Source organism: Methylobacterium hispanicum (assembly GCF_022179285.1).
In the GTDB taxonomy this organism is placed as follows: Bacteria; Pseudomonadota; Alphaproteobacteria; order Rhizobiales; family Beijerinckiaceae; genus Methylobacterium; species Methylobacterium hispanicum.
Window position 1 is genome coordinate 258,317 of the sequence record NZ_BPQO01000003.1, and the last position, 19,317, is coordinate 277,633.

Below are 19,317 nucleotides of genomic sequence, written 5' to 3' on the forward strand. Positions count from 1 at the left end.
TACTGACCCCTCGACCCCTGCCGCGACGGCCCGGTGGCCTGGCGCCCCGGCTTCGCTTAGAGCTGCTCCCGATCGCGTCGCGATCGGGAGCAGCTCTAAGCCCTTGTTGTGACGCGCTCTCCGCCGAACCGGCATCCGCTTCGGCGGAGGGCGCTCTAGGTCGCCGGGCCGGGACGGATGCAGGAGACACGCATGAGCAGCGACCGCGACGCAGCCCGGGAGGACGCGGACGACCCGCTCGACGACGCCTCGCGCCTCCACGCGAAGCTCGCCGCGCTGGAGATCGTCCTGGGCGTCCTGATCGGCCGGCTGTCCGAGGAGAACCCGGAGATCCGCGAGGACGTGAAGCGCGATGTCGCCGTGCTGCTCGCCGACATGGCCGGCGGCTCGGAGAGCGAGGAGATGATCGTCGCCGAGGTCCGGCGCGCGGCGGACGTGCTCACGGGCGTGGCGATCGGCTGAGGGCATCCGGCGCTGGAGCCGTTCCCGATCGCGTTGCAATCGCGAACGGCTCCAACCCCTTGTCTTGACGCGCTCTCTTGCGCCGAACCGGCGTCCACTTCGGCGCAAGAGCGCTCTAGACGGGCTGGCGACCCCGGCAGGGCTCGAACCTGCGACATCTCGCTTAGAAGGCGAGTGCTCTATCCAGCTGAGCTACGGGGCCGGTCGCGCGGGCCGAAACACCATGCCGGGCGCCACCGGTCAAGGGTTCGCCCCGCCACGCGCGCCGGTCCGCGGCGGGGCGACGTGGCCATGATGGACGGCCATGATGGGCGGCCATGACGGGCGGGCGTGCCGAGCCGGGCGTTACTGTCCGTCCTCGCGCGGATGTGAGCGGACATCAGCATCGCGGCGGCCCGCCACCCTGTCAGATCTGACAGGGTGACTGGCAGATCTGACAGTCGACGTCCGTTTCCGCCGGCCCTACCGGAAGCTTCGCAGATCCGGTGGCCCGCGATGAACGTCCAGATTCCAGTCCTCGCCTCCCCCGTGCCCCTCGGCCCGGGAGACCTGTTCCCGCAGGTCGCGCCCCGCACGCAAGGCAGGCCGAGCTTTGCCATCGACACCCTGGCCGGCCGCTACATCGTGCTCTGCTTCTTCGGCTCCGCCGCCGACCCGCAGGGGGGAGCCGCCCTCGCGGCGGCCCTGCGCGAGCGCGCCCGCTTCGACGATTCCCGCGCGAGCTTCTTCGGCGTCAGCATCGATCCCCGGGACGAGGCCGAGGGCCGGGTCCGGGACCTGATGCCGGGCTTCCGGATCGTGCTCGACTTCGACGGCGCGCTGAGCCGGCGCTGCGGCGTGACCAGCGAGGGCCAGGGCCCCCGGCCCTACCGGCAGTGCTGGATGGTGGTCGATCCGACGCTCCACGTGGCGGCGACCTTCCCGCTCGGGGAGGCCGGCGAGGCGGCCCTGTTCGGCTACCTCGACGCCCTGCCGGAGCCCGCGGCCTACGCGGGCTTCGAGATCCCCGCCCCCGTCCTCGTCCTGCCCAACGTGTTCGAGCCGGCGCTCTGCCACCGCCTCGTCGGGATCTACGACGCCGACGGCGGCTCGGAATCGGGCGTGCACCGCGCGGGCGCGGGCGTGATGGACCACAGCTTCAAGCGGCGCCGGGACTGCACCCTCGAGGATCCGGACCTGATCCGGCAGATCCAGCAGACGATCCACCGCCGCGTGGTGCCGGAGATCGAGCGTCTGTTCTTCATGCGCATCACCCGCATGGAGCGCTACATCGTCGGCTGCTACGCGGCCGAGGACGGCGGCCATTTCCGGGCCCACCGGGACAACGGCCAGGGGCTCACCGCGCATCGCCGCTTCGCGGTCTCGATCAACCTCACGGGCGATTTCGAGGGCGGCGAGGTCAGCTTCCCCGAATACAACCCGCGCAGGATCAAGGCGCCCCCGGGCTGGGCGGTGGTGTTCCCGACCAACATCCTGCACAAGGTCAGCCCGGTGACCCGCGGGCGGCGCTACGCCTTCCTGCCCTTCGTGTACGACGAGACGGGCGCGCAGATCCGCCAGCGGGAACTCGCCAGGCAGGCCGCCGCCGAGGCTGCGGCCCGGGCCGGGGCCTGAGGCGCGGGGCGCAAGGGACCGGACTTGAGGGCGTTCGTTCGACGGGCAGGTGCGGCGGGGCAGGACGGATCGGAGCGGGCGTCCGGCCGGGCCTCGCGGGCCGCCCCGTCGCGCGGCCCGCGCCGGCTCTGGCTGCACGCCGTCGCCTACAGCCTGATCCTCTGCATCTTCGCCGCCGACGTGGTGACGCCGCCCGACAACGTCTCGATCTGCTTCGCCTACACGGTGCCGATCCTGCTGGGCGTCTACACGGGCCCGCGCTCCGCCTTCGGGCTGGCGCTCGCGACCACCGCCTCCTCGCTGCTGGGCTCCTTCATCCGGCCCCCGAGCGGGGGCATCGCGCTGAGCTTCGTGGCCAACCGCCTGATCGCCACCGCGGCGCAGTGGCTCGTCGCCTTCCTGATCGAGCAGCGCCGGCGCGGCCGGGCGATCGTGCAGGCCCATCTGGCGGAGGAGCGTGCCAAGGCGGAGACCGGCCAGCGCTTCGTGCGCATCCTCAGCCACGAGATCGCGAGCGCGCTCACGGCGATCGGCGGCCAGAGCTCGCGGCTCGCCAAGCTCGCGCCGGGCATCGAGCCCGCCGAGATCGTGGCGCGCACCGACAAGATCGGCCAGGCGGTCGCGCGCCTCGACGCCCTCGTCGGCCGCATCCAGCTCGCCGCCGAGGTCGATGGCGGCGAGATCGCGCTCGTCCCGGAGCACACGCCCTGCATGGAGTTCCTCAGGCCGCTGCTCACCGAGTACGAGCCCGGCCCCGAACTCGCCCTCACGCTGCTCTGCGGCGAGGAGACCATCTGCGGCGACCGCGGCCTGCTCTACCAAGCCGTCTCGAACCTCGTCTCCAACGCGGTCAGGTACTCGCACGCCCCCGCCGCCGTGACCGTGAGCGTCGATCGCTCGGACCTGACGGACGGCCCGATGATCACGGTCTCGGATTGCGGCATCGGCATCGACGCGGACGAGGTCGAGCGGGTGTTCGAGCCCTATTACCGGGCGCGCAACAGCACGGGCATCCGGGGCCTCGGCGTCGGCCTGCACATCGTCCGCCACTTCGTGGAGGCGCATGGCGGCGAGATCCGGATCGCGAGCCGGCCGGGCCAGGGCACCCGCGTGAGCCTCCACCTGCCTCCCGAGAAGGTCGCCGCGTGAGCCGGACCCGGATCCTCTGCGTGGAGGACGACCGCGAGATCGCCGACCTCGTCGCCGAGGTGCTGATCGAGGAGGGCTTCGCCGTCGAGCGTGCGGCGAGCGGCCCGGAAGGTCTCGCGCGCCTGCGGACGTCCCCGGACGCCGTGATCTGCGACATCGACCTGCCGGGCTTCGGCGGCCTCGACCTGCTGCGCCGCGCGAGCGAGGCCGGCGCGGTACCGCCCTTCGTGTTCCTCACCGCCTTCGGGGGGCGGCGCAACCAGATCGAGGCGCGGCGCCTCGGCTGCGCGGACTTCGTCACCAAGCCGATCGACTTCGAGCTGCTCGTGGCGGTGCTGCGCAACGTCCTGCAGCGCGCGCCCGTGCGCAGGGCCGTGCGGGAGCCCGCGGTCCAGATGACCGAGCGCGAGCGCGAGATCCTGACCCTGGTCTCGCGGGGCAAGTCGTCGATCGAGATCGCGCAGATCCTGGCGATCAGCGAGCGCACGACGAACTTCCACATCGGCAACGCGATGCGGAAGCTGAACGTGACCTCTCGCGTCCAGGCGGCCGTGATCGCCCTCTCGATGGGGCTGCTCGAGAAGTAGCCGCGCCTCGGGACGTCCCGCCAAACGCGAAAACCCTCCCTCTCCGAACGAAGAGAGGGAGGGTTGACTTTGCCCTTCGGAGGCAGATGCCCGCGTTGGCGGCGCAAGGCATCTGTCGTCTTTTTACAGCCACGATCAAGATGATCTACTGTCACGTCTGACAGGTTGCCGCTGTCAGACGTGACAGCTGTCAGATTATCTAGGACGAGGCTGTCAGGTCTGACAGTAGATGTATCGGCTCTGTTTCCCTTACGGCTCAGCCTGCGCAAGCAGGGAGATGGTCTCCCGATGCGCGGGCTCTTCGGAGGGAATCGACAGTGGCTGAATTTACGGGCGGCACCGGCAACGATACTTTCGCGGTCACGGCAGCCGACGACATCATCCGGGGCCTTGCCGGCGCCGATACGCTCACGGGCGGCGGCGGCAACGACCTGATCTACGGCAACCAGGGCGACGACGTCATCCTGCTCCGGCCCACGGGCAGCACCAGCACGTTCGCCGGCAACAGCACCCTGTTCGGCGGCCAGGGCGACGACTCGATCAACTACACCGGCTCGACGGGCAACAACATCATCTACGGAAACCTCGGCGACGACACGCTGATGGGCGGCTCCGGCAACGACACGATCTACGGCGGTCAGGGCGACGACGTGATCGTGGCCACGGGCGGCAACAACGTGCTGTTCGGCGGCCTCGGCAATGACAGCATCACCGGCGGCACCGGCAACGACACCATCTACGGCGGCGCGGGCGAGAACCGCATCACGACTGGCGGCGGCAACGATCTGGTCTACGGCAACCAGGGCGACGACGTCATCCTGCTCGGCGTTACTGGCACCGACACGCTCGCCGGCAACAGCACGCTGTTCGGCGGCCAGGGCGACGACTCGATCGACTACACCGGTCCGACGGGCAACAACATCATCGACGGAAACCTCGGCGACGACACGCTGACGGGCGGCAACGGCAACGACACGATATACGGCGGCCAGGGCGACGACGTGATCGTGGCCACGGGCGGCAACAACGTGCTGTTCGGCGGTCTCGGCAACGACATCATCACTGGTGGCGCAGGCAACGACACCATCTACGGCGGCGCAGGTAACAACACCATCGATGGCGGTGCCGGCAGCGACCTGATCTACGGTAACCAGGGCAACGACACGATCACCGGGACCAGCGCAACCGGTAACGACACCGTCTTTGGCGGTCAGGGCGACGACTCGATCGACTACTCTGGATCGAAGGGGAACAACGTCCTCTCCGGCGGCCAGGGCAACGACACGCTGATCGGCGGCACCGGCAACGACACGATCTACGGCGGCGTCGGCAACGACGTGATCACCGCCACGGGCGGCGACAACTATCTCGTCGGCGGCGCCGGCGTGGACACGCTCAACGGCGGTGCCGGCAACGACACCTTTGCCTTCGCGGCCGGGGACTCGGGCCTGACCGAGGCGACGTCAGATCTGATCGTGGGCTTCACGACGAGGGAGGACAAGATCCATCTGGACCTCGTCGGCGGACCGGTTCTACGCGACGGCGCGGCTGGTAACGCCGGGTACGACGCGCAGCTAGCCCTCGCCAACGTGCTGATCTCCGGCGGTCAGGTCAACGTCGCCTACGTGACCGGCTCGAACGGCAACTACCTGTTCGTCGACACCAACGGGAATGGGTCCGTCGACATGTCGATCCGGCTCGATGGAGCGGGGACTACCATAGCGCAAGGCGACCTCGCCCGGCTGACGGCCTGATCAGTTCCTGAAAGCAGGCAGGGACGTCGACCTGTCCGCCTTCCCAACGGACCTGGGGCCGTTCACGAGCGGTCCCACGCTACAAACGGGCATCACCCAGGTAGACTTGCCCCGGCACGGGACCGTGCCGGGGCTTTTCTCGTCGCGCCCCAGCGCCGCGCTGTCGCGATGGTCAGCGCCTGCGCGAGTGCGCCGCCGTCAGGCCGGCGCCCCGTGCTGCCAGCCGCGGATCTCGCGGATATGGGCCGCGGGCAGCTGCGCGGCCTCGGCCGCCGCCGCGACCGCCGCGAGATAGCCCGGCCGCGGCACGCCGGGCGTCGCGCTGCGGCCGAGATAGATCAGCGCCCGCTTCACGCCGCCCGCCGCCGCGACCGGCTGGTAGGCTTTCACGTAGAGCCCGCCCGAGACGCCCTCGTAGCGGTCGAGCGTCGGCACGTCGGCGAGCGCCAGCTCCCAGAGCACGCCCCAGACCGAGCGGCCGGGATCGCGCAGGACCGAGGCGTAGCCCTCGCGCATGATGATGAAGCGGTGGCGGCGCAGCTCCGCCCGGCCGACGAGGCGCGAGGCCGGGCAGCGCAGGGCCATGGCGGCGGCGTCCATGTTGGCGCCGTAGGCGAAGTAGAGGGGCATGATGGCGGAGCGGTCGCTGCCCTACTCGCCGGGCCGGCCGTCGTGGCGGCGCGCCGCGCGCTCGTTGGCGAGGACGGCGGCGTAGGCCGCGGCCAGGACGACGGCCGGAATCACGAAGGTGACGAAGATCTCGCCCGCATTCATGGCTTCAGGCTCCGCAAAGCGCGTCTCGCCAGCAGATGTAGGCTCGCGCCGGCGCACAGCCAAATCGCAGCGAAGAACGCCGTCCAGGGGCTCGGCGGCGGCGCGCTCGCCACGCCGAAGCTCACCGCCGTGAGCGGCGTCACGACGCCCAGGATGACGAAGGCCACCGCGACGGTGTTGATCGCGGTGGCGAGAAGCTTGGTCTGCTCGTCGAAGGTCGCGCTCACCGCGCGGCGTCAGGCGAATTCGAGGATCACCGCGTCGACCGCGAGGCTGTCGCCCTCCTTGGCATGGATCTTCGAGACCGTGGCGTCGCGCTCGGCGCGCAGCACGTTCTCCATCTTCATCGCCTCGACCACCGCGATCGGCTCGCCGTTCTTCACCTCCTGGCCTTCCTTGACCAGGATCTGCTTGACGAGGCCCGGCATCGGGCAGAGCACCTGCTTGCCCGAGCCCGCCTGCTCCTTCACCGGCATCAGGGCGGCGAGTTCCGCCTCGCGCCGCGTGTAGACCCGCGCCTCGGCCGCGCAGCCCGCGTGCTGGAGCGCGACGCCGTTGAGGAGCCCCCGCACCTGGATCGCCGCGCGCTGCGCGCCGATCGTGCCGGTCCAGACCGGCGCGCCGGGGCGCCAGTCGCTCGCCACCAAGTGGGCGGCGCCGTCCTGTTCCGTCACCACGACGCCGTCCTCGTGCGGATCGACCGTGACCGGGTAGGCCTGGCCGGCGAGGATCACCACCCGGTCGCGCTCGAACTTGAGGAGCGCGGGGTCGCGCATCTGGCCCGAGATGCCGCGCTTGCGCTGGTTGAGCTGGTGGTCGATGGCGGCGGCCGCCGCCATCATGCGCTTGGCGACCGCGCCCGCGGGCTCGGGGGCCTGGAAGCCCTCGGGGAACTCCTCGGCGATGAAGCCCGTCGAGAGGCGGCCCTCCTGCCAGCGCGGATGCGCCATCAGGGCGGAGAGGAACGGGATGTTGTGGCGGATGCCGTCGATCGCGAAGGCGTCGAGGGCCTCGCCCTGCGCGGCGATCGCCTCGGCGCGGGTCGGCGCCCAGGTGACGAGCTTGGCGATCATCGGGTCGTAGTGGATCGCGATCTCGCCGCCCTCCTCCACGCCCGTGTCGTTGCGCACGATGGCGTGGCCCTGGCGGCCCTCCTCCGGCGGCAGGTAGGTGGTGAGCCGGCCGATCGAGGGGAGGAAGTTGCGGGTCGGGTCCTCGGCGTAGACGCGGCTCTCCACCGCCCAGCCGTCGAGCTTGACCTGGTCCTGGCTCAGCGGAAGCGGCTCGCCCGCCGCCACCCGGATCATCAGCTCGACGAGGTCGAGGCCGGTGATCATCTCGGTGACGGGGTGCTCCACCTGGAGGCGCGTGTTCATCTCCAGGAAGTAGAAGGACTTGTCCTGGCCGGCGACGAACTCGACCGTGCCGGCGGAATCGTAGTTCACGGCACGCGCCAACGCCACGGCCTGCTCGCCCATCTTCCGGCGGGTCTCTTCATCCAGGAGCGGCGAGGGCGCCTCCTCGATGACCTTCTGGTTGCGGCGCTGGATCGAGCACTCGCGCTCGCCCAGGTAGATGACGTTGCCGTGCTTGTCGCCGATCACCTGGATCTCGATGTGGCGCGGGTCGGTGATGAACTTCTCCACGAACACCCGGTCGTCGCCGAAGGAGGACGAGGCCTCGGACTTGGCGCGCGCGAACCCTTCGGCGACCTCGTCGGCCGAGTGGGCGATGCGCATGCCCTTGCCGCCGCCGCCGGCGGACGCCTTGATCATCACCGGATAGCCGATCTCGTCGGCGATCTTGACCGCGTGCTCGGGGCTCTCGATCACGCCGAGGAAGCCCGGCACGGTCGAGACCTGGGCGGCGGCCGCCGCCTTCTTCGACTCGATCTTGTCGCCCATCGCGGCGATCGCGCCCGGGTTCGGGCCGATGAAGACGATGCCGGCCTCCGCCAGCGCCCGCGGGAAGGCCTCGCGCTCCGAGAGGAAGCCGTAGCCCGGGTGCACCGCCTGCGCGCCCGTCTTCTTGCAGGCCTCCACGATCTTCTCGATCACGAGGTAGGACTGGGCGGCCGGCGCCGGGCCGATATGCACCGCCTCGTCGGCCATCGCGACATGGACGGCGTCGCGGTCGGCGTCCGAGTAGACCGCCACGGTCTTGATGCCCATCCGGCGCGCCGTCTTGATGACGCGGCAGGCGATCTCACCTCGGTTGGCGATCAGAATCTTGTCGAACATGCGCCGCTCGGACCGTTGCTTCCCAGGATGATGATCCGGGTTCTGCAGCCCGGTCGAATCCCCGATAAAGCAGATGTGCGGCGGACGGAAGCTGTGCTTTGGGGGACCTTCTGGGATACCAGGCGGGGCCCGCTCAGGCGGCGAGCGCGAAGCGCGGGCTGCGCGCCGCGTCCGGCTGGCGCGACCAGCTGTTGGCGGCGAGCGCGAAGGCCGTCAGGTTCTCGGCGCTGGCCTGGGCCTCGCGCACGATCTCGACGGCGATGCGGGCGGCGACCGGGGTCGGGCCGCTGCGGCCGGACAGCGAGCCGGCGAGCCAGGCGGCGGTCTCGCGCTCGATCCGGCCGGTCGGGCGCTCGCCCCAGACCGCGAAATCGACGACCGCGGCGATCAGGTAATCGCCGAAGGCGGCATCCGCCGGCACGGCGCGCTCCAGGGCGATCAGCATGTCGGCCTCCTCGCGGCTGCCGATCCCGTCGGGGAGAACGTCGCGCATCAGGCGGCGCACGTCGGCCTCCGAGATCAGGCCGGCGCTCTTGGCATGGTTGCAGAAGTGCTGAAGAGAAATGTTGATCATTGCTTGCTGCCTCCCCGGCTGTTTGTCTGTGCCGGTGCTTGTCATTCGATGTAATGGACTATGGCGGCGGAGGATCCTCTTGGAGGTTAATGCGAAAGTCTGAACCCGTGTTCAGGTAAACGCTCGCTCACGAAGCAGGCTTTCGGGAATCTTGCCGCGCGGCGCCGGGGCGCCGGCGCCGCGCCATGGGAAGAAAGGCCGCGCGGGCGGCGACCCCCGCGGAACGGTGGCGCTTGCCCCGCATTGACGCTCGGTTTCTGCGCGCGGAGTCGACGTTCCATGACCCTCCTGAAATGGGCCCTCATCTGCTTCGTGATCTCGTTGATCGCCGGCGGCCTCGGCTTTACCGGCATCGCCTCCGGCGCCGGATCGCTCGCCCGCATCCTGTTCGGCCTGTTCCTGCTCGTCGCGATCGTGATCGTGGTCATCGCCTTCGCGATCGGGCAGGCGGTGTTCTAGCGTGAGCCCTGCCGGACAGGCCGCCCTCGCGGGGCGGGTCTGCCTCGTCACAGGCGCGACGAACGGCATCGGCTACGAGACGGCGCTCGGGCTCGCCCGCGCGGGCGCCGCGCTCGTCCTGGTGGGGCGCGACGCCGGGCGGCTGCGGGAGGCGGAGGCCCGCATCCGCGCCGCCGTGCCCGGGGCCCGCCTCGATCCCCGGCAGGCCGACCTGTCGAGCCAAACCGAGATCCGGCGGCTCGCGGCGGAGGTCTCCCGCGCCCACGACCGGCTCGACGTGCTGGTCAACAACGCGGGCGCGATCTTCGACCGGCGGGAGGTGACGGTGGATGGCATCGAGCGCACCTGGGCGCTCGACCATCTCGGCTACGTGCTGCTCACCCTCGAACTCCTCGACCTGCTGGCGGCCTCCGGGCGCCCGGGCGCGGCCGCCCGCATCGTCAACGTCGCCTCGCGGGCGCACGAGCGCGGCCATATCGCGTTCGACGATATCGAGGCCACGAGGAACTACAGCGCGATTCGTGCCTACGCGCAGGCCAAGCTCGGTAACGTTCTCTTCACCTGCGCGCTGGCCCGCCGCCTCGCCGGGCGCCCCGTCACCGTGAACGCGCTCCATCCCGGCGTGATCAACTCGGGCTTCGCCCGCAACACCGGCGGCGTGCTGGGTTTTGGCTGGGGACTGATTCGGCCGTTCCTCTCCACGCCCGAGAAGGGCGCCCGGACCTCGCTGCACCTCGCGGCGAGCCCGGCGGTCGAGGGCGTGAGCGGGCGCTACTTCGCGCGCTGCCGCGACGTGCCCTCCTCGCGCGAGAGCCGCGACGAGGCCGTGCAGGAGCGGGTCTGGGCGCTGAGCCTGGAGCAGGTCGGACGGGGCTGAGGGCCGGCGGTCGAGGATGGGGCGGGGGCTTTCCCCTCTCCCCGCAGGGCGGGGAGAGGGGAGACTCAACCCTTCACGCCACCGCTGCCCCGTCCCGGGCCGCGGCCCGGCGGTCCTGGATCTCGATGAAGACCCGCGTCACCTCGCGGTTGCGCTCGCGCAGCGTCCGGTCGAGGCGCGTCACCGCGCTCTCGATCTCGGCGCCCGAGAGGTCGTCCGCCATGTCGAGGCTGACGTTCACCAGGATGTCGTCGGGCCCGAGATGCTGGGTCAGCACCGCGTTGACGTGGCGCACGCCGGGCTCGGCGCGCACGATCTCGCGGATCTGGGCCACCACCTCGGGGTCGGCGGCCTCGCCGATCAGCAGGCCGTGCGTCTCGACCATCAGGAAGATCGCCATGCCCACCAGCACCAGGCCGATGCCGACCGAGGCCCAGCCGTCGAGCGCGGGTTGGTCGAGGACGTGCGCCGCCACCACGCCCGTGAACGCGATCACGAGGCCGATCAGCGCCGCCACGTCCTCGACCAGGATCGTGAACAGCGACGGGTCCTTGCTGCGGCGGATCGCGGTGATCGGCGGCCGGTCGCCCTTCTCGGCCCAGAACGCCCGCACGGCCACGAGGCACGAATAGCCTTCCGCGAGGATCGCGAAGCCGAGGATCGCCACGTTCACCCAGAAGCCCGGAAGCCGGTAGCCGAGGATGGAGGCGTCGGCGGCGGGCTCGGGGTGCATGATCTTCTCCGCCCCCTCGTAGATCGCGAAGATGCCGCCCCCGAGGAAGATCATCAGCGCGACCACGAAGGCGTAGAAGTAGATCTCGCGCCCGTAGCCGAAGGGGTGGCGCTCCGTCGGCGGCTTCCTGGCCCGCTTCAGGCCGACCAGGAGCAGGATCTGGTTGGCGGTGTCGACCACCGAGTGCGCGCCCTCCGCCAGCATCGCGGTCGAGCCGGTGAGGAAGGCGCCCACGAACTTCGCCGCCGCGATGGCGAGGTTGGCGCCCGCGGCGGTGTAGATGGCGCCGGTGCTCTCGGCCATGCGCGTCGGTCCTGGCTGGGCCGGCGCGGGGCCGGTCTCGGGGAGGGGTGAGCCTGCAATGAGCCGGCGGCGGCCAAGGTTCCGCCGAGGTTCCACGGAGGTTCCACGGAGGTTCCTCCCCGTCGGCGGTGGACGGGCGGGGCGCCGTTCGGCATCGTGCCGGGCGACCGAGGAGACGACCGGAGCCGCCATGTCCGCAGACACCCCCGCCTACGATCCCCAGAACGTCTTCGCCAAGATCCTGCGCGGCGAGATCCCGGCCCACCGGGTCTACGAGGACGCCCACACCCTGGCCTTCATGGACGTGATGCCCCAGGGCGAGGGCCACACCCTGGTGATCCCGAAGGCGCCGTCGCGCGGCCTGCTCGACGCGGAGCCGGAGGCGCTCGCGGCGCTGATCGCGAGCGTGCAGCGGGTGGCGCGGGCCGTGAAGGCGGCCTTCGCGGCGGACGGGCTGACGGTCTTCCAGTACAACGAGCCGGCGGGCGGGCAGACGGTGTTCCATCTCCACGTCCACATCGTCCCGCGCCGGGAGGGCGTGCCGCTGAAGCGCCACGAGGGCGGCATGGCCGACAACGCCGTGCTGGCCGCGCACGCGGAGCGGATCCGGGCGGCGCTGGAGGGGTAGGCGCCCGGGGCCATCCTATCGCCAGCACCGGAGAGCATGTGGCGCGGGGCGGCCTCCGGTTGAGCGCGTCGGCCGCGCATGACTCCCCCTCTCCCCGCCGCGCGGGGAGAGGGGGGGCGCTTCATCCGTGAACGGGTGCGGTACGGCTCAGGCCGCCGCGGTGCCGCCCGCCTGGGCCATGCCGGCGAGCACCCGCCGGAGCGCGGCGTTCTCGGCCTCGAGCTCGCTGACCCGGCGCAGCAGGACCGCCACGGAGGCGTCGGCCGCCTCGACGGCCGGAGCGGCCGGGGCGGGGACGGGGGCGGCCTCATCCGCGAAGGTGACGCCGATGCCGTCCGCCCGCCGCCAGCGCAGGGTCGCCCGGTAGGTGCGGTCCTTCTGCGGGATGTGGAGGTCGAAGCTTGCCGGCAGCGTCGCGGTCTCGCTCAGCGCCAGCCGCGCGCCCGAGGTCGAGAAGTCCCGGACCATGCAGTCCATGGAGGACGCGCCGTTGTTGAAGCTGATGCGCCCCTTCAGGAAAACGCGCTGGCGCACCTCGTTGCGATGCTCCGCCGACATCTCGCCTCCGCCGCAGGATCGGTGATCGAGGCCGATCCTGGCACCGCAGCCCTTAAGGAATGTTTCCCCCGATCCGCGACTCGCGGGGGCCGGTCAGGCGGTGTAGCGCCGATCCACCGTCTGGAAGAGGTAGAAGCCGTTGAAGCGCACGGCCGTGTCGGCGGCCCGGCCGTCGAAATCGCGCGGCGCCCCGTACTGCGTCCCGAGCTTGCCCTCGAAGGTCCAGCGCCCGCCGCCGAGGAAGGCCGGCACCGTGCAGGCCTCCGGCACCGCGCAGCACAGCCCCTCGATGCTCTTCAGGCGGAACAGATTGTAGCTTCGCATCGGAAGTCCTCCGCTTGGCCGCCCTCGTGCCGGCCCGATGGGCCGGTGCCGGTCGATTCGACCCGTGCCGGTCGACTTGACCGGTGCCGACGCGCCGGATCGGTGCCGCTCCCCCGCGGCGCGTGCGCTGCGGAGAATCGGCTCCGATGCAATGCATCGGCTTGACCGTTCCCATAATGGCACAATCGGTCGGGTTTATGTCGGCTCGTTTGCGGGGACGTTTCTCTCCAGCTCGTCGAGCCAGATCCGGGCCGAGGCGTCCGAGGGCGCGCGCCAGTCGCCGCGGGGCGAGAGCGAGCCGCCGGCCGCCACCTTCGGGCCGTTCGGGAGGGCCGAGCGCTTGAACTGGCTGAAGCCGAAGAAGCGGGCGAGGAACACGCCGAGCCAGCGCCGGATCGTGGGCAGATCGTAGGCGATGCGCTTGGCCTCGGGGAAGTCCGGCGGCCAGGCGCCGCGCTCCGCATCGCCCCAGGCGTGGAGCGCCAGGAAGGCGATCTTCGAGGGCCGGAACCCGTAGCGCAGCGTGTAGAACAGGTTGAAGTCCTGCAGCGCGTAGGGGCCGATCGTGGCTTCCGTGCTCTGGGGCGTGTCGTCGGCGTCCATCGGCACCAGCTCGGGCGAGATCTCGGTGTCGAGCACCGCCTGGAGCGTCCGGTTCTCCTCCGCGCCCAGTTGGCCCGAGGCGATGACCCAGCGGATCAGGTGCTGGATCAGGGTCTTGGGCACGCCGCTGTTCACCGCGTAGTGGCTCATCTGGTCGCCGACGCCGTAGGTGCACCAGCCGAGCGCCAGCTCCGAGAGGTCGCCGGTGCCGACCACGATGCCGCCGTGCCGGTTGGCGAGCCGGAACAAGTAGTCGGTGCGAAGCCCCGCCTGCACGTTCTCGAAGGTGACGTCGTAGACCGCCTCTCCCCGCGCGTAGGGATGGCCCATGTCGGCGAGCATCTGCCGGGCGGCCGGGCGGATGTCGATCTCGGCCGCCGTGCAGCCCATCGCCCGCATCAGGGCGTGGGCGTTGCCCTTGGTGCCCTCCGAGGTCGCGAAGCCCGGCATCGTGTAGGCCAGGATGTCGGAGCGCGGATAGCCCAGCCGGTCGAAGGCCTTGGCGATCACGATCAGCGCGTGGGTCGAGTCGAGGCCGCCCGAGACGCCGATCACCGCCCGCTTGGTGCCCGTGGCCTCGAGGCGCTGGGCCAGCCCCGCCACCTGGATGTTGTAGGCCTCGTAGCAATCCTGCGCGAGGCGCTCCGCCTCGGCCGGCACGAAGGGGAAGCGCTCGACCCGGCGCAGGAGGCCGAGATCCCCGGCCGGCGGATCGAGCCGGAAGCCGACCCGGCGGTAGGGCGGGGCGCCCTGCGCGCGCGCCGAAGCCTGGGCGTTGTCGTCGAAGCTGCCGGCCTGGCGCCGGTCCTGGGCCAGGAGGTCGAGGTCGATGTCGGCGATGGTCGCCACCGGCGTTTGCGGGAAGCGCTCGCCCTCCGCCAGCCGCACGCCCGCCTCGTCGATCGAGGTCTGGCCGTCCCAGGCGAGGTCGGTGGTCGATTCACCCTGCCCCGCCGCCGCGTAGACGTAGGCACAGGAGGCCCGCATCGAGGCCGCGCGGGTGAGGAGCGCGCGCGCATCCGCCCGGCCCACCGTGATCGGGCTGCCCGAGGGGTTGGCCAGCACCGTGGCCCCGTGCAGCGCCGCCCGCATGCCCGGGGCATCGGGCACCCAGAGATCCTCGCAGATCTCGATGCCGACGACGAAGCCGGCGAGGTCCTCGGCCTCGAACAGCAGGTCGGTGCCGAAGGGGGCCTCGTGACCGGCGACCCGCACGGTCCCGCCCGCGATCCCGACGCCCGAGGCGAAGTGGCGCTTCTCGTAGAATTCGCGGTAGTTCGGCAGGTAGCTCTTCGGCACCACGCCGAGGAGCCGCCCACCCTGGATGGCCAGCGCCGTGTTGTAGATCCGGTTGCCCCGGCGCAGCGGCGCGCCGACCACGAGGAGCGGGCGCAGGCGCGCGGATTCGGCGATCAGCCGCCCGGCGGCCTCCTCGACCGCGTCGAGCAGCGTCTCCTGCAGGAACAGGTCCTCGATCGCGTAGGCCGAGAGCGCCAGCTCGGGGAAGACGGCGAGCGCCGCCCCCCTGTCGTGGCAGGTGCGGGCGAGGTCCAGCACCGCGTCCGCGTTGCGCCCCGGCTCGGCCGGGTGGCTGCGGCCGGTGCAGGCGGCCACGCGCGCGAAGCCGTGGCGATAGAGCGAGCGGAACTCTGGAACCTGGGTCACGGCGGGGCGGCCTCGCGTGCGGGTAACCTTGCCGGGGATCTAAGGCAGGCCGCCCCCGCTCTCCAGCGGGGCGGGGGCGGGCAGGGGCGGGCCCTGCGCCCGTCGGGCGCCGGTAAGGACCGGCCGGAGGGCTCAAGCCTCTGTTAACGACGACGCGCCTAACTCGGGAACGAGCCGCCCTGCCCCGGGCGGAAGCCCTGTTTCGAGTAACAGAAGCTCTCATGCGCGCATCGGGACGGCCCCCCTACTCACACCGCGATCCCTCCCGCCCCGGCCGCGGCGTCGACCGCCCGGGCCTCTCGCTCGGGGCGCTCGCGCACCGGCTGATGTCGCTCCGCCAGAGCCTGACCCGCCGCCTCGGCGGGGCCGCGCGCCACCCCGGCTACGCCCTGCCGCGCCAGGGGCAGGGCGCGGCCCAGAGCTGGGCCGCGTCGCCGAACGCCATGCTGGGCCGCGACCGCGAGCCCGAGGTGCCGATGCCGCGCGTCCTGCCGCCGGAGATGGCACCGTTCGGCGCGGCGGAGCCGCGGTTCGGCGCTGCGGAGCCGCGGTTCGGCGCCCGCGCGGCGGCCGGCTTCGGCCCGCCCGAGGCGGCCCGGCCCGAGCCCGGCCCGCAGGGCTGGCCCGACCACGTCTTCGACGATCGCGCGGGCTTCGAGCCGCCGCCGGCGCGCCACGAGAGCCGCATCGACCACGCCGCCTCGACGCCGGGCGTGCTGGTGCGCCAGCCCCGCCGACCCGCCGCGATCGCGCCCGAGGGCGTGCCGGCCGACGCCTATGCGAGCGCTCCCGCGGCGGCCCCCGCCGCGCCCCAGCCCTCCGCCGTGCGCTTCACGCGCACCCCCGACGCGGTGCTGCAGGAGCGCCGCCAGCGCGCGCTGGAGGCCGAGCGCGCTGCGCTGGAGCGCGCTCGCGCCGAGGCGCAGGCCGCCCTCCAGGCCCAGGCGGACGCCCAGGCCGCGATCGAGCGGGCCGAGGCCGAGCGCCGCGCCGCCGAAGAGGAGGTCGCCCGGCAAGAGGCCGCCCGGCAAGAGGCGGCCCGGCAGGAGGCTGCCCGGCAGGAGGCCGAACGCGCCGCCGAGGCCGTGTCGGCCCGCATCGAGGCCGGCCCGCCCGTGCCGCTCTGGCGCCAGCCCTTCGTGGCCTCGGAGGGCGTGCGCTACTTCCGCACCCCCGACCGGCGCCCGGCCCGGCCGAGCGTCGAGCTGTCCCCCGAGACGCCAGCCCCGCAGGAGACGTACGGGCCGGTCGCGGCGACGAGCGCTCCCGAGGTCGAGGTTGCACATGAGGCCGCCCTTGAGGCCGCCCCCGGCGCCGTTTGCGCCGAGGCGGTGCCGGCCGCCCTCGCGGCGCCGGACCACGCCGCGGAGCATCCGGTCGCGGCGCCCGCGTGCGGCGACTTCTCGGACCTGCCCGACTGGTCGGGCATGCAGCCCTGGTTCGGCGCCGACGACGGCGTCTCGGCGAGCGAGGCCTGGGCCGCGCTCGACGCCGCCCCCTCCGTGGCGGCCGAGACCGCTTCCGATGCCGTCGGCGAGCCCGAGGCGGGCGCGGCCGCGCCCTACGTCGCGGTGCCGGTCGACATCTCGCACCTGCGCTCGCTGCCGCCCAAGCCCGTCTACGTGCTCGACCGGCTGGTGCGCTTCGACATGCCGCCGCGCCCGGCCGACCTGCAGGACAATGCCAGCGCCCGCGCCGCCGAGGAGCGCGCGGCCGCGGCTGCCGCGGCGGTGGCCGCCTTCCTGCCGCCGCGCCCGGCCCTGACGCTGGTCTTCGGCCCCGAGACGCCGGCCCCCGCCGGTCCCGGCGACGCCGCCGTGCCGGCCGCCCCCGTCGCCGAGACGGCGCCGCGCGCCCTCCGGCCGGCGCTGTCGGCGATGGCCGCCCGCGCCGCGATCCGCCCGGCCCGCCCGCCGGGCGCGCCCGAGCCCGTGCCGGCCCCCTGCGCGCCTGCCGCGGCCCCCTGCGAGCCTGCCGCGGACGCGGCCGCCGCGTGCGAGCCCGCGTTCCGGGCGCCCGTCCCGGCCGAGGGCGCCGCGCCCGTCGCGGTGCCGATCCCGGCGCGCCCGGTCCTGCTGCGCGGCCGGGCCGCCCCGGCCGCCGAGCCGGCGCAGGCCGTCCCCGAGGTGATCGCCGAGGTGGTCGTCGAGGCGCACGCGGCCGCGGCGCCCGAAACCCCCCTCCCCTCGTCCGCCGAGGCCGGCGAGAGCGTGGCGGCCGAGCCGGCCCCCCTCCCCGCCCCGGCCCAGGGCCCGAGTCAGACCTTGCCCGTCAACGTGCCGGCGGTGGTGCGCCCGCACCTGATCCCCGCCGGGCGCCACCTGGAAGTCGCGGCCTTCGCGAACGCCGACTACGAGCTGCCCGCCCTCGAACTCCTCGCCCTGCCCGCCCCCGGCGGCAGCGAGGAGGTCGATGCCGACGTGCTGGAGCAGAACGCCCTCAACCTGCAGCAGACGGTCCAGGATTTCGGCGTGCGCGGCGACATCCTGGCCGTGCGGCCGGGGCCCGTCGTCACGCTCTACGAGCTGGAGCCGGCGCCCGGCACCAAGTCGTCCCGCGTCATCGGCCTCTCGGACGACATCGCGCGCTCGATGTCGGCGGTCTCGGCCCGCGTCGCGGTCGTGCCCGGCCGCAACGTCATCGGCATCGAGTTGCCGAACGAGACCCGCGAGACGGTCTACCTGCGCGAGCTCCTCTGCGCGCCGGACTTCGTGGAGACGAAGCACAAGCTGGCGCTGTGCTTAGGCAAGAACATCGGCGGCGAGCCGATCATCGCGGATCTCGCCCGCATGCCGCACCTGCTGGTGGCCGGCACGACCGGCTCGGGCAAGTCGGTGGCCATCAACACCATGATCCTGAGCCTGCTCTACCGGATGAAGCCGGAGGAGTGCCGCCTGATCATGGTCGATCCCAAGATGCTGGAACTCTCCGTCTACGACGGCATCCCGCACCTGCTCTCCCCCGTCGTCATCGACCCCAAGAAGGCGGTCATCGCCCTCAAATGGGCCGTGCGCGAGATGGAGGAGCGCTACAAGAAGATGTCCAAGATCGCGGTCCGCAACATCGACGGCTACAACGCCCGGATGAAGGAGGCCCGCGAGCGCGGCGAGACCATCACCCGCACGGTGCAGACGGGCTTCGACCGCCACACCGGCGAGGCGGTGTTCGAGGAGGAGGCGATGGACCTCAGCCCCCTCCCCTACATCGTGATCGTGGTGGACGAGATGGCCGACCTGATGATGGTGGCCGGCAAGGACATCGAGGGGGCGATCCAGCGGCTGGCGCAGATGGCGCGGGCGGCGGGCATCCACCTGATCATGGCGACGCAGCGCCCGTCGGTGGACGTGATCACCGGCACCATCAAGGCGAACTTCCCGACCCGGATCTCCTTCCAGGTCACGAGCAAGATCGACTCGCGCACCATTCTCGGCGAGATGGGCGCCGAGCAGCTTCTGGGCCAGGGCGACATGCTGTTCATGGCCGGCGGCGGGCGCACCACGCGCGTGCACGGGCCGTTCTGCTCGGACGCCGAGGTCGAGAGCGTGGTCGCCCACCTCAAGCGCCAGGGCCGGCCGGCCTACCTCGACGCCGTCACGGCCGACGACGCGCCGGAAGAAGCGCCCGCCAAGGGCTCCCGCGCCTCGAAGGCGGCGGCCCAGCCCGCCGAGGAGCGCGAGGAGGAGGCCCCGGTCTTCGACGTCGGCGCCTTCACGGCGGCGGTCGGGGCTGAGTCGGGCGACCTCTACGAGCAGGCAATCCAGGTGGTGCTGCGGGACCAGAAGGCCTCGACCAGCTACATCCAGCGCCGCCTGCAGATCGGCTACAACCGCGCCGCCTCGCTGATGGAGCGGATGGAGATCGAGGGCATCGTCGGCCCGGCCAACCACGCGGGAAAACGCGAGATCCTGGTCGATGCCGGCCACTTCGCGGGCACGGGCCTCGGCAACGCGATGGCGCATCCGCTCGGCGCCGCCGCGATGGACGACGAGGACTGACCCGCCTCCTCCGCCCGG

Annotated in this window: 18 protein-coding genes and 1 tRNA gene; 9 read left to right on the top strand and 10 right to left on the bottom strand. The window is 72.1% G+C overall.

Annotated features, from left to right (window positions below; genetic code table 11):
* The first annotated feature begins 192 nt into the window (after positions 1-192).
* Positions 193-462, top strand: coding sequence for a hypothetical protein (locus tag MFF56_RS05245; protein WP_066924657.1), 270 nt, complete (start codon positions 193-195; stop codon positions 460-462).
* Positions 463-587: 125 nt separating this feature from the next.
* Here MFF56_RS05245 and MFF56_RS05250 read toward each other — a convergent pair.
* Positions 588-664, bottom strand: a tRNA-Arg gene (locus MFF56_RS05250).
* 293 nt (positions 665-957) lie between these two features.
* Between MFF56_RS05250 and MFF56_RS05255 the strand changes: the two genes are divergently transcribed.
* The 4 genes from MFF56_RS05255 (at position 958) to MFF56_RS05270 (ending at position 5,566) form a co-directional block, all read left to right on the top strand.
* Positions 958-2,076 carry a 2OG-Fe(II) oxygenase family protein gene (locus tag MFF56_RS05255; protein ID WP_238229609.1) on the top strand — a complete coding sequence of 373 codons (1,119 nt, stop codon included), beginning with the start codon at positions 958-960 and terminating at the stop codon, positions 2,074-2,076.
* Positions 2,077-2,100: 24 nt separating this feature from the next.
* Complete coding sequence (locus tag MFF56_RS05260) at positions 2,101-3,225, top strand: sensor histidine kinase (protein WP_238229610.1); 1,125 nt, start codon at positions 2,101-2,103, stop codon at positions 3,223-3,225.
* A complete protein-coding gene (locus MFF56_RS05265) occupies positions 3,222-3,812 on the top strand; it encodes a response regulator transcription factor (RefSeq protein WP_066927482.1) in 591 nt (196 codons plus the stop codon). Before MFF56_RS05260 ends, MFF56_RS05265 begins: the two co-directional genes overlap by 4 nt.
* Positions 3,813-4,129: 317 nt before the next feature.
* Positions 4,130-5,566: a calcium-binding protein gene (locus tag MFF56_RS05270; RefSeq protein WP_066927484.1), complete on the top strand. Its 1,437-nt coding sequence runs from the start codon at positions 4,130-4,132 to the stop codon at positions 5,564-5,566.
* A gap of 198 nt (positions 5,567-5,764) precedes the next feature.
* Here MFF56_RS05270 and MFF56_RS05275 read toward each other — a convergent pair whose 3' ends face one another.
* The 5 genes from MFF56_RS05275 to MFF56_RS05290 form a co-directional block, all read right to left on the bottom strand.
* Complete coding sequence (locus MFF56_RS05275; RefSeq protein WP_238229611.1) at positions 5,765-6,196, bottom strand: gamma-glutamylcyclotransferase family protein; 432 nt, start codon at positions 6,194-6,196, stop codon at positions 5,765-5,767.
* Positions 6,197-6,217: 21 nt separating this feature from the next.
* Positions 6,218-6,340, bottom strand: a complete 123-nt coding sequence (locus MFF56_RS32080) for a hypothetical protein (RefSeq protein ID WP_280949112.1) — start codon at positions 6,338-6,340, stop codon at positions 6,218-6,220.
* On the bottom strand, positions 6,337-6,567 hold the full coding sequence (locus tag MFF56_RS05280) for a hypothetical protein (protein ID WP_066927925.1): 231 nt from the start codon (positions 6,565-6,567) through the stop codon (positions 6,337-6,339). Before MFF56_RS05280 ends, MFF56_RS32080 begins: the two co-directional genes overlap by 4 nt.
* A 9-nt stretch (positions 6,568-6,576) precedes the next feature.
* Positions 6,577-8,580: an acetyl-CoA carboxylase biotin carboxylase subunit gene (locus MFF56_RS05285; RefSeq protein WP_066927927.1), complete on the bottom strand. Its 2,004-nt coding sequence runs from the start codon at positions 8,578-8,580 to the stop codon at positions 6,577-6,579.
* A 133-nt stretch (positions 8,581-8,713) separates the two neighbouring features.
* Complete coding sequence (locus MFF56_RS05290) at positions 8,714-9,154, bottom strand: hypothetical protein (protein ID WP_066927929.1); 441 nt, start codon at positions 9,152-9,154, stop codon at positions 8,714-8,716.
* A gap of 279 nt (positions 9,155-9,433) precedes the next feature.
* Between MFF56_RS05290 and MFF56_RS05295 the strand changes: the two genes are divergently transcribed.
* The gene (locus tag MFF56_RS05295) at positions 9,434-9,613 is read left to right on the top strand and encodes a DUF1328 domain-containing protein (protein WP_066927931.1); all 180 of its coding nucleotides are present in this window, start codon (positions 9,434-9,436) and stop codon (positions 9,611-9,613) included.
* A 1-nt stretch (position 9,614) separates the two neighbouring features.
* Complete coding sequence (locus tag MFF56_RS05300; RefSeq protein WP_066927933.1) at positions 9,615-10,490, top strand: SDR family NAD(P)-dependent oxidoreductase; 876 nt, start codon at positions 9,615-9,617, stop codon at positions 10,488-10,490.
* Positions 10,491-10,563: 73 nt separating this feature from the next.
* Here MFF56_RS05300 and MFF56_RS05305 read toward each other — a convergent pair whose 3' ends face one another.
* Positions 10,564-11,526 (bottom strand): cation diffusion facilitator family transporter, encoded by a 963-nt coding sequence (locus MFF56_RS05305; protein WP_066927934.1) that lies wholly within the window; start codon positions 11,524-11,526, stop codon positions 10,564-10,566.
* 190 nt (positions 11,527-11,716) lie between these two features.
* Here MFF56_RS05305 and MFF56_RS05310 point away from each other — a divergent pair, with 190 nt between their 5' ends.
* Positions 11,717-12,154, top strand: a complete 438-nt coding sequence (locus tag MFF56_RS05310; RefSeq protein WP_066927937.1) for an HIT family protein — start codon at positions 11,717-11,719, stop codon at positions 12,152-12,154.
* A gap of 147 nt (positions 12,155-12,301) precedes the next feature.
* On the opposite strand, the gene MFF56_RS05315 is transcribed toward MFF56_RS05310, so the two are convergent.
* The 3 genes from MFF56_RS05315 to MFF56_RS05325 form a co-directional block, all read right to left on the bottom strand.
* Positions 12,302-12,712 carry a PilZ domain-containing protein gene (locus MFF56_RS05315; protein WP_066927939.1) on the bottom strand — a complete coding sequence of 137 codons (411 nt, stop codon included), beginning with the start codon at positions 12,710-12,712 and terminating at the stop codon, positions 12,302-12,304.
* A gap of 93 nt (positions 12,713-12,805) precedes the next feature.
* Positions 12,806-13,036 (bottom strand): hypothetical protein, encoded by a 231-nt coding sequence (locus tag MFF56_RS05320; protein ID WP_066927941.1) that lies wholly within the window; start codon positions 13,034-13,036, stop codon positions 12,806-12,808.
* 195 nt (positions 13,037-13,231) lie between these two features.
* Complete coding sequence (locus MFF56_RS05325; protein ID WP_066927943.1) at positions 13,232-15,304, bottom strand: NAD(+) synthase; 2,073 nt, start codon at positions 15,302-15,304, stop codon at positions 13,232-13,234.
* Positions 15,305-15,525: 221 nt separating this feature from the next.
* On the opposite strand from MFF56_RS05325, the gene MFF56_RS05330 reads away from it, so the two are divergent.
* Positions 15,526-19,299, top strand: coding sequence for a DNA translocase FtsK (locus MFF56_RS05330; protein ID WP_238229612.1), 3,774 nt, complete (start codon positions 15,526-15,528; stop codon positions 19,297-19,299).
* The last annotated feature ends 18 nt before the right edge of the window (positions 19,300-19,317 follow it).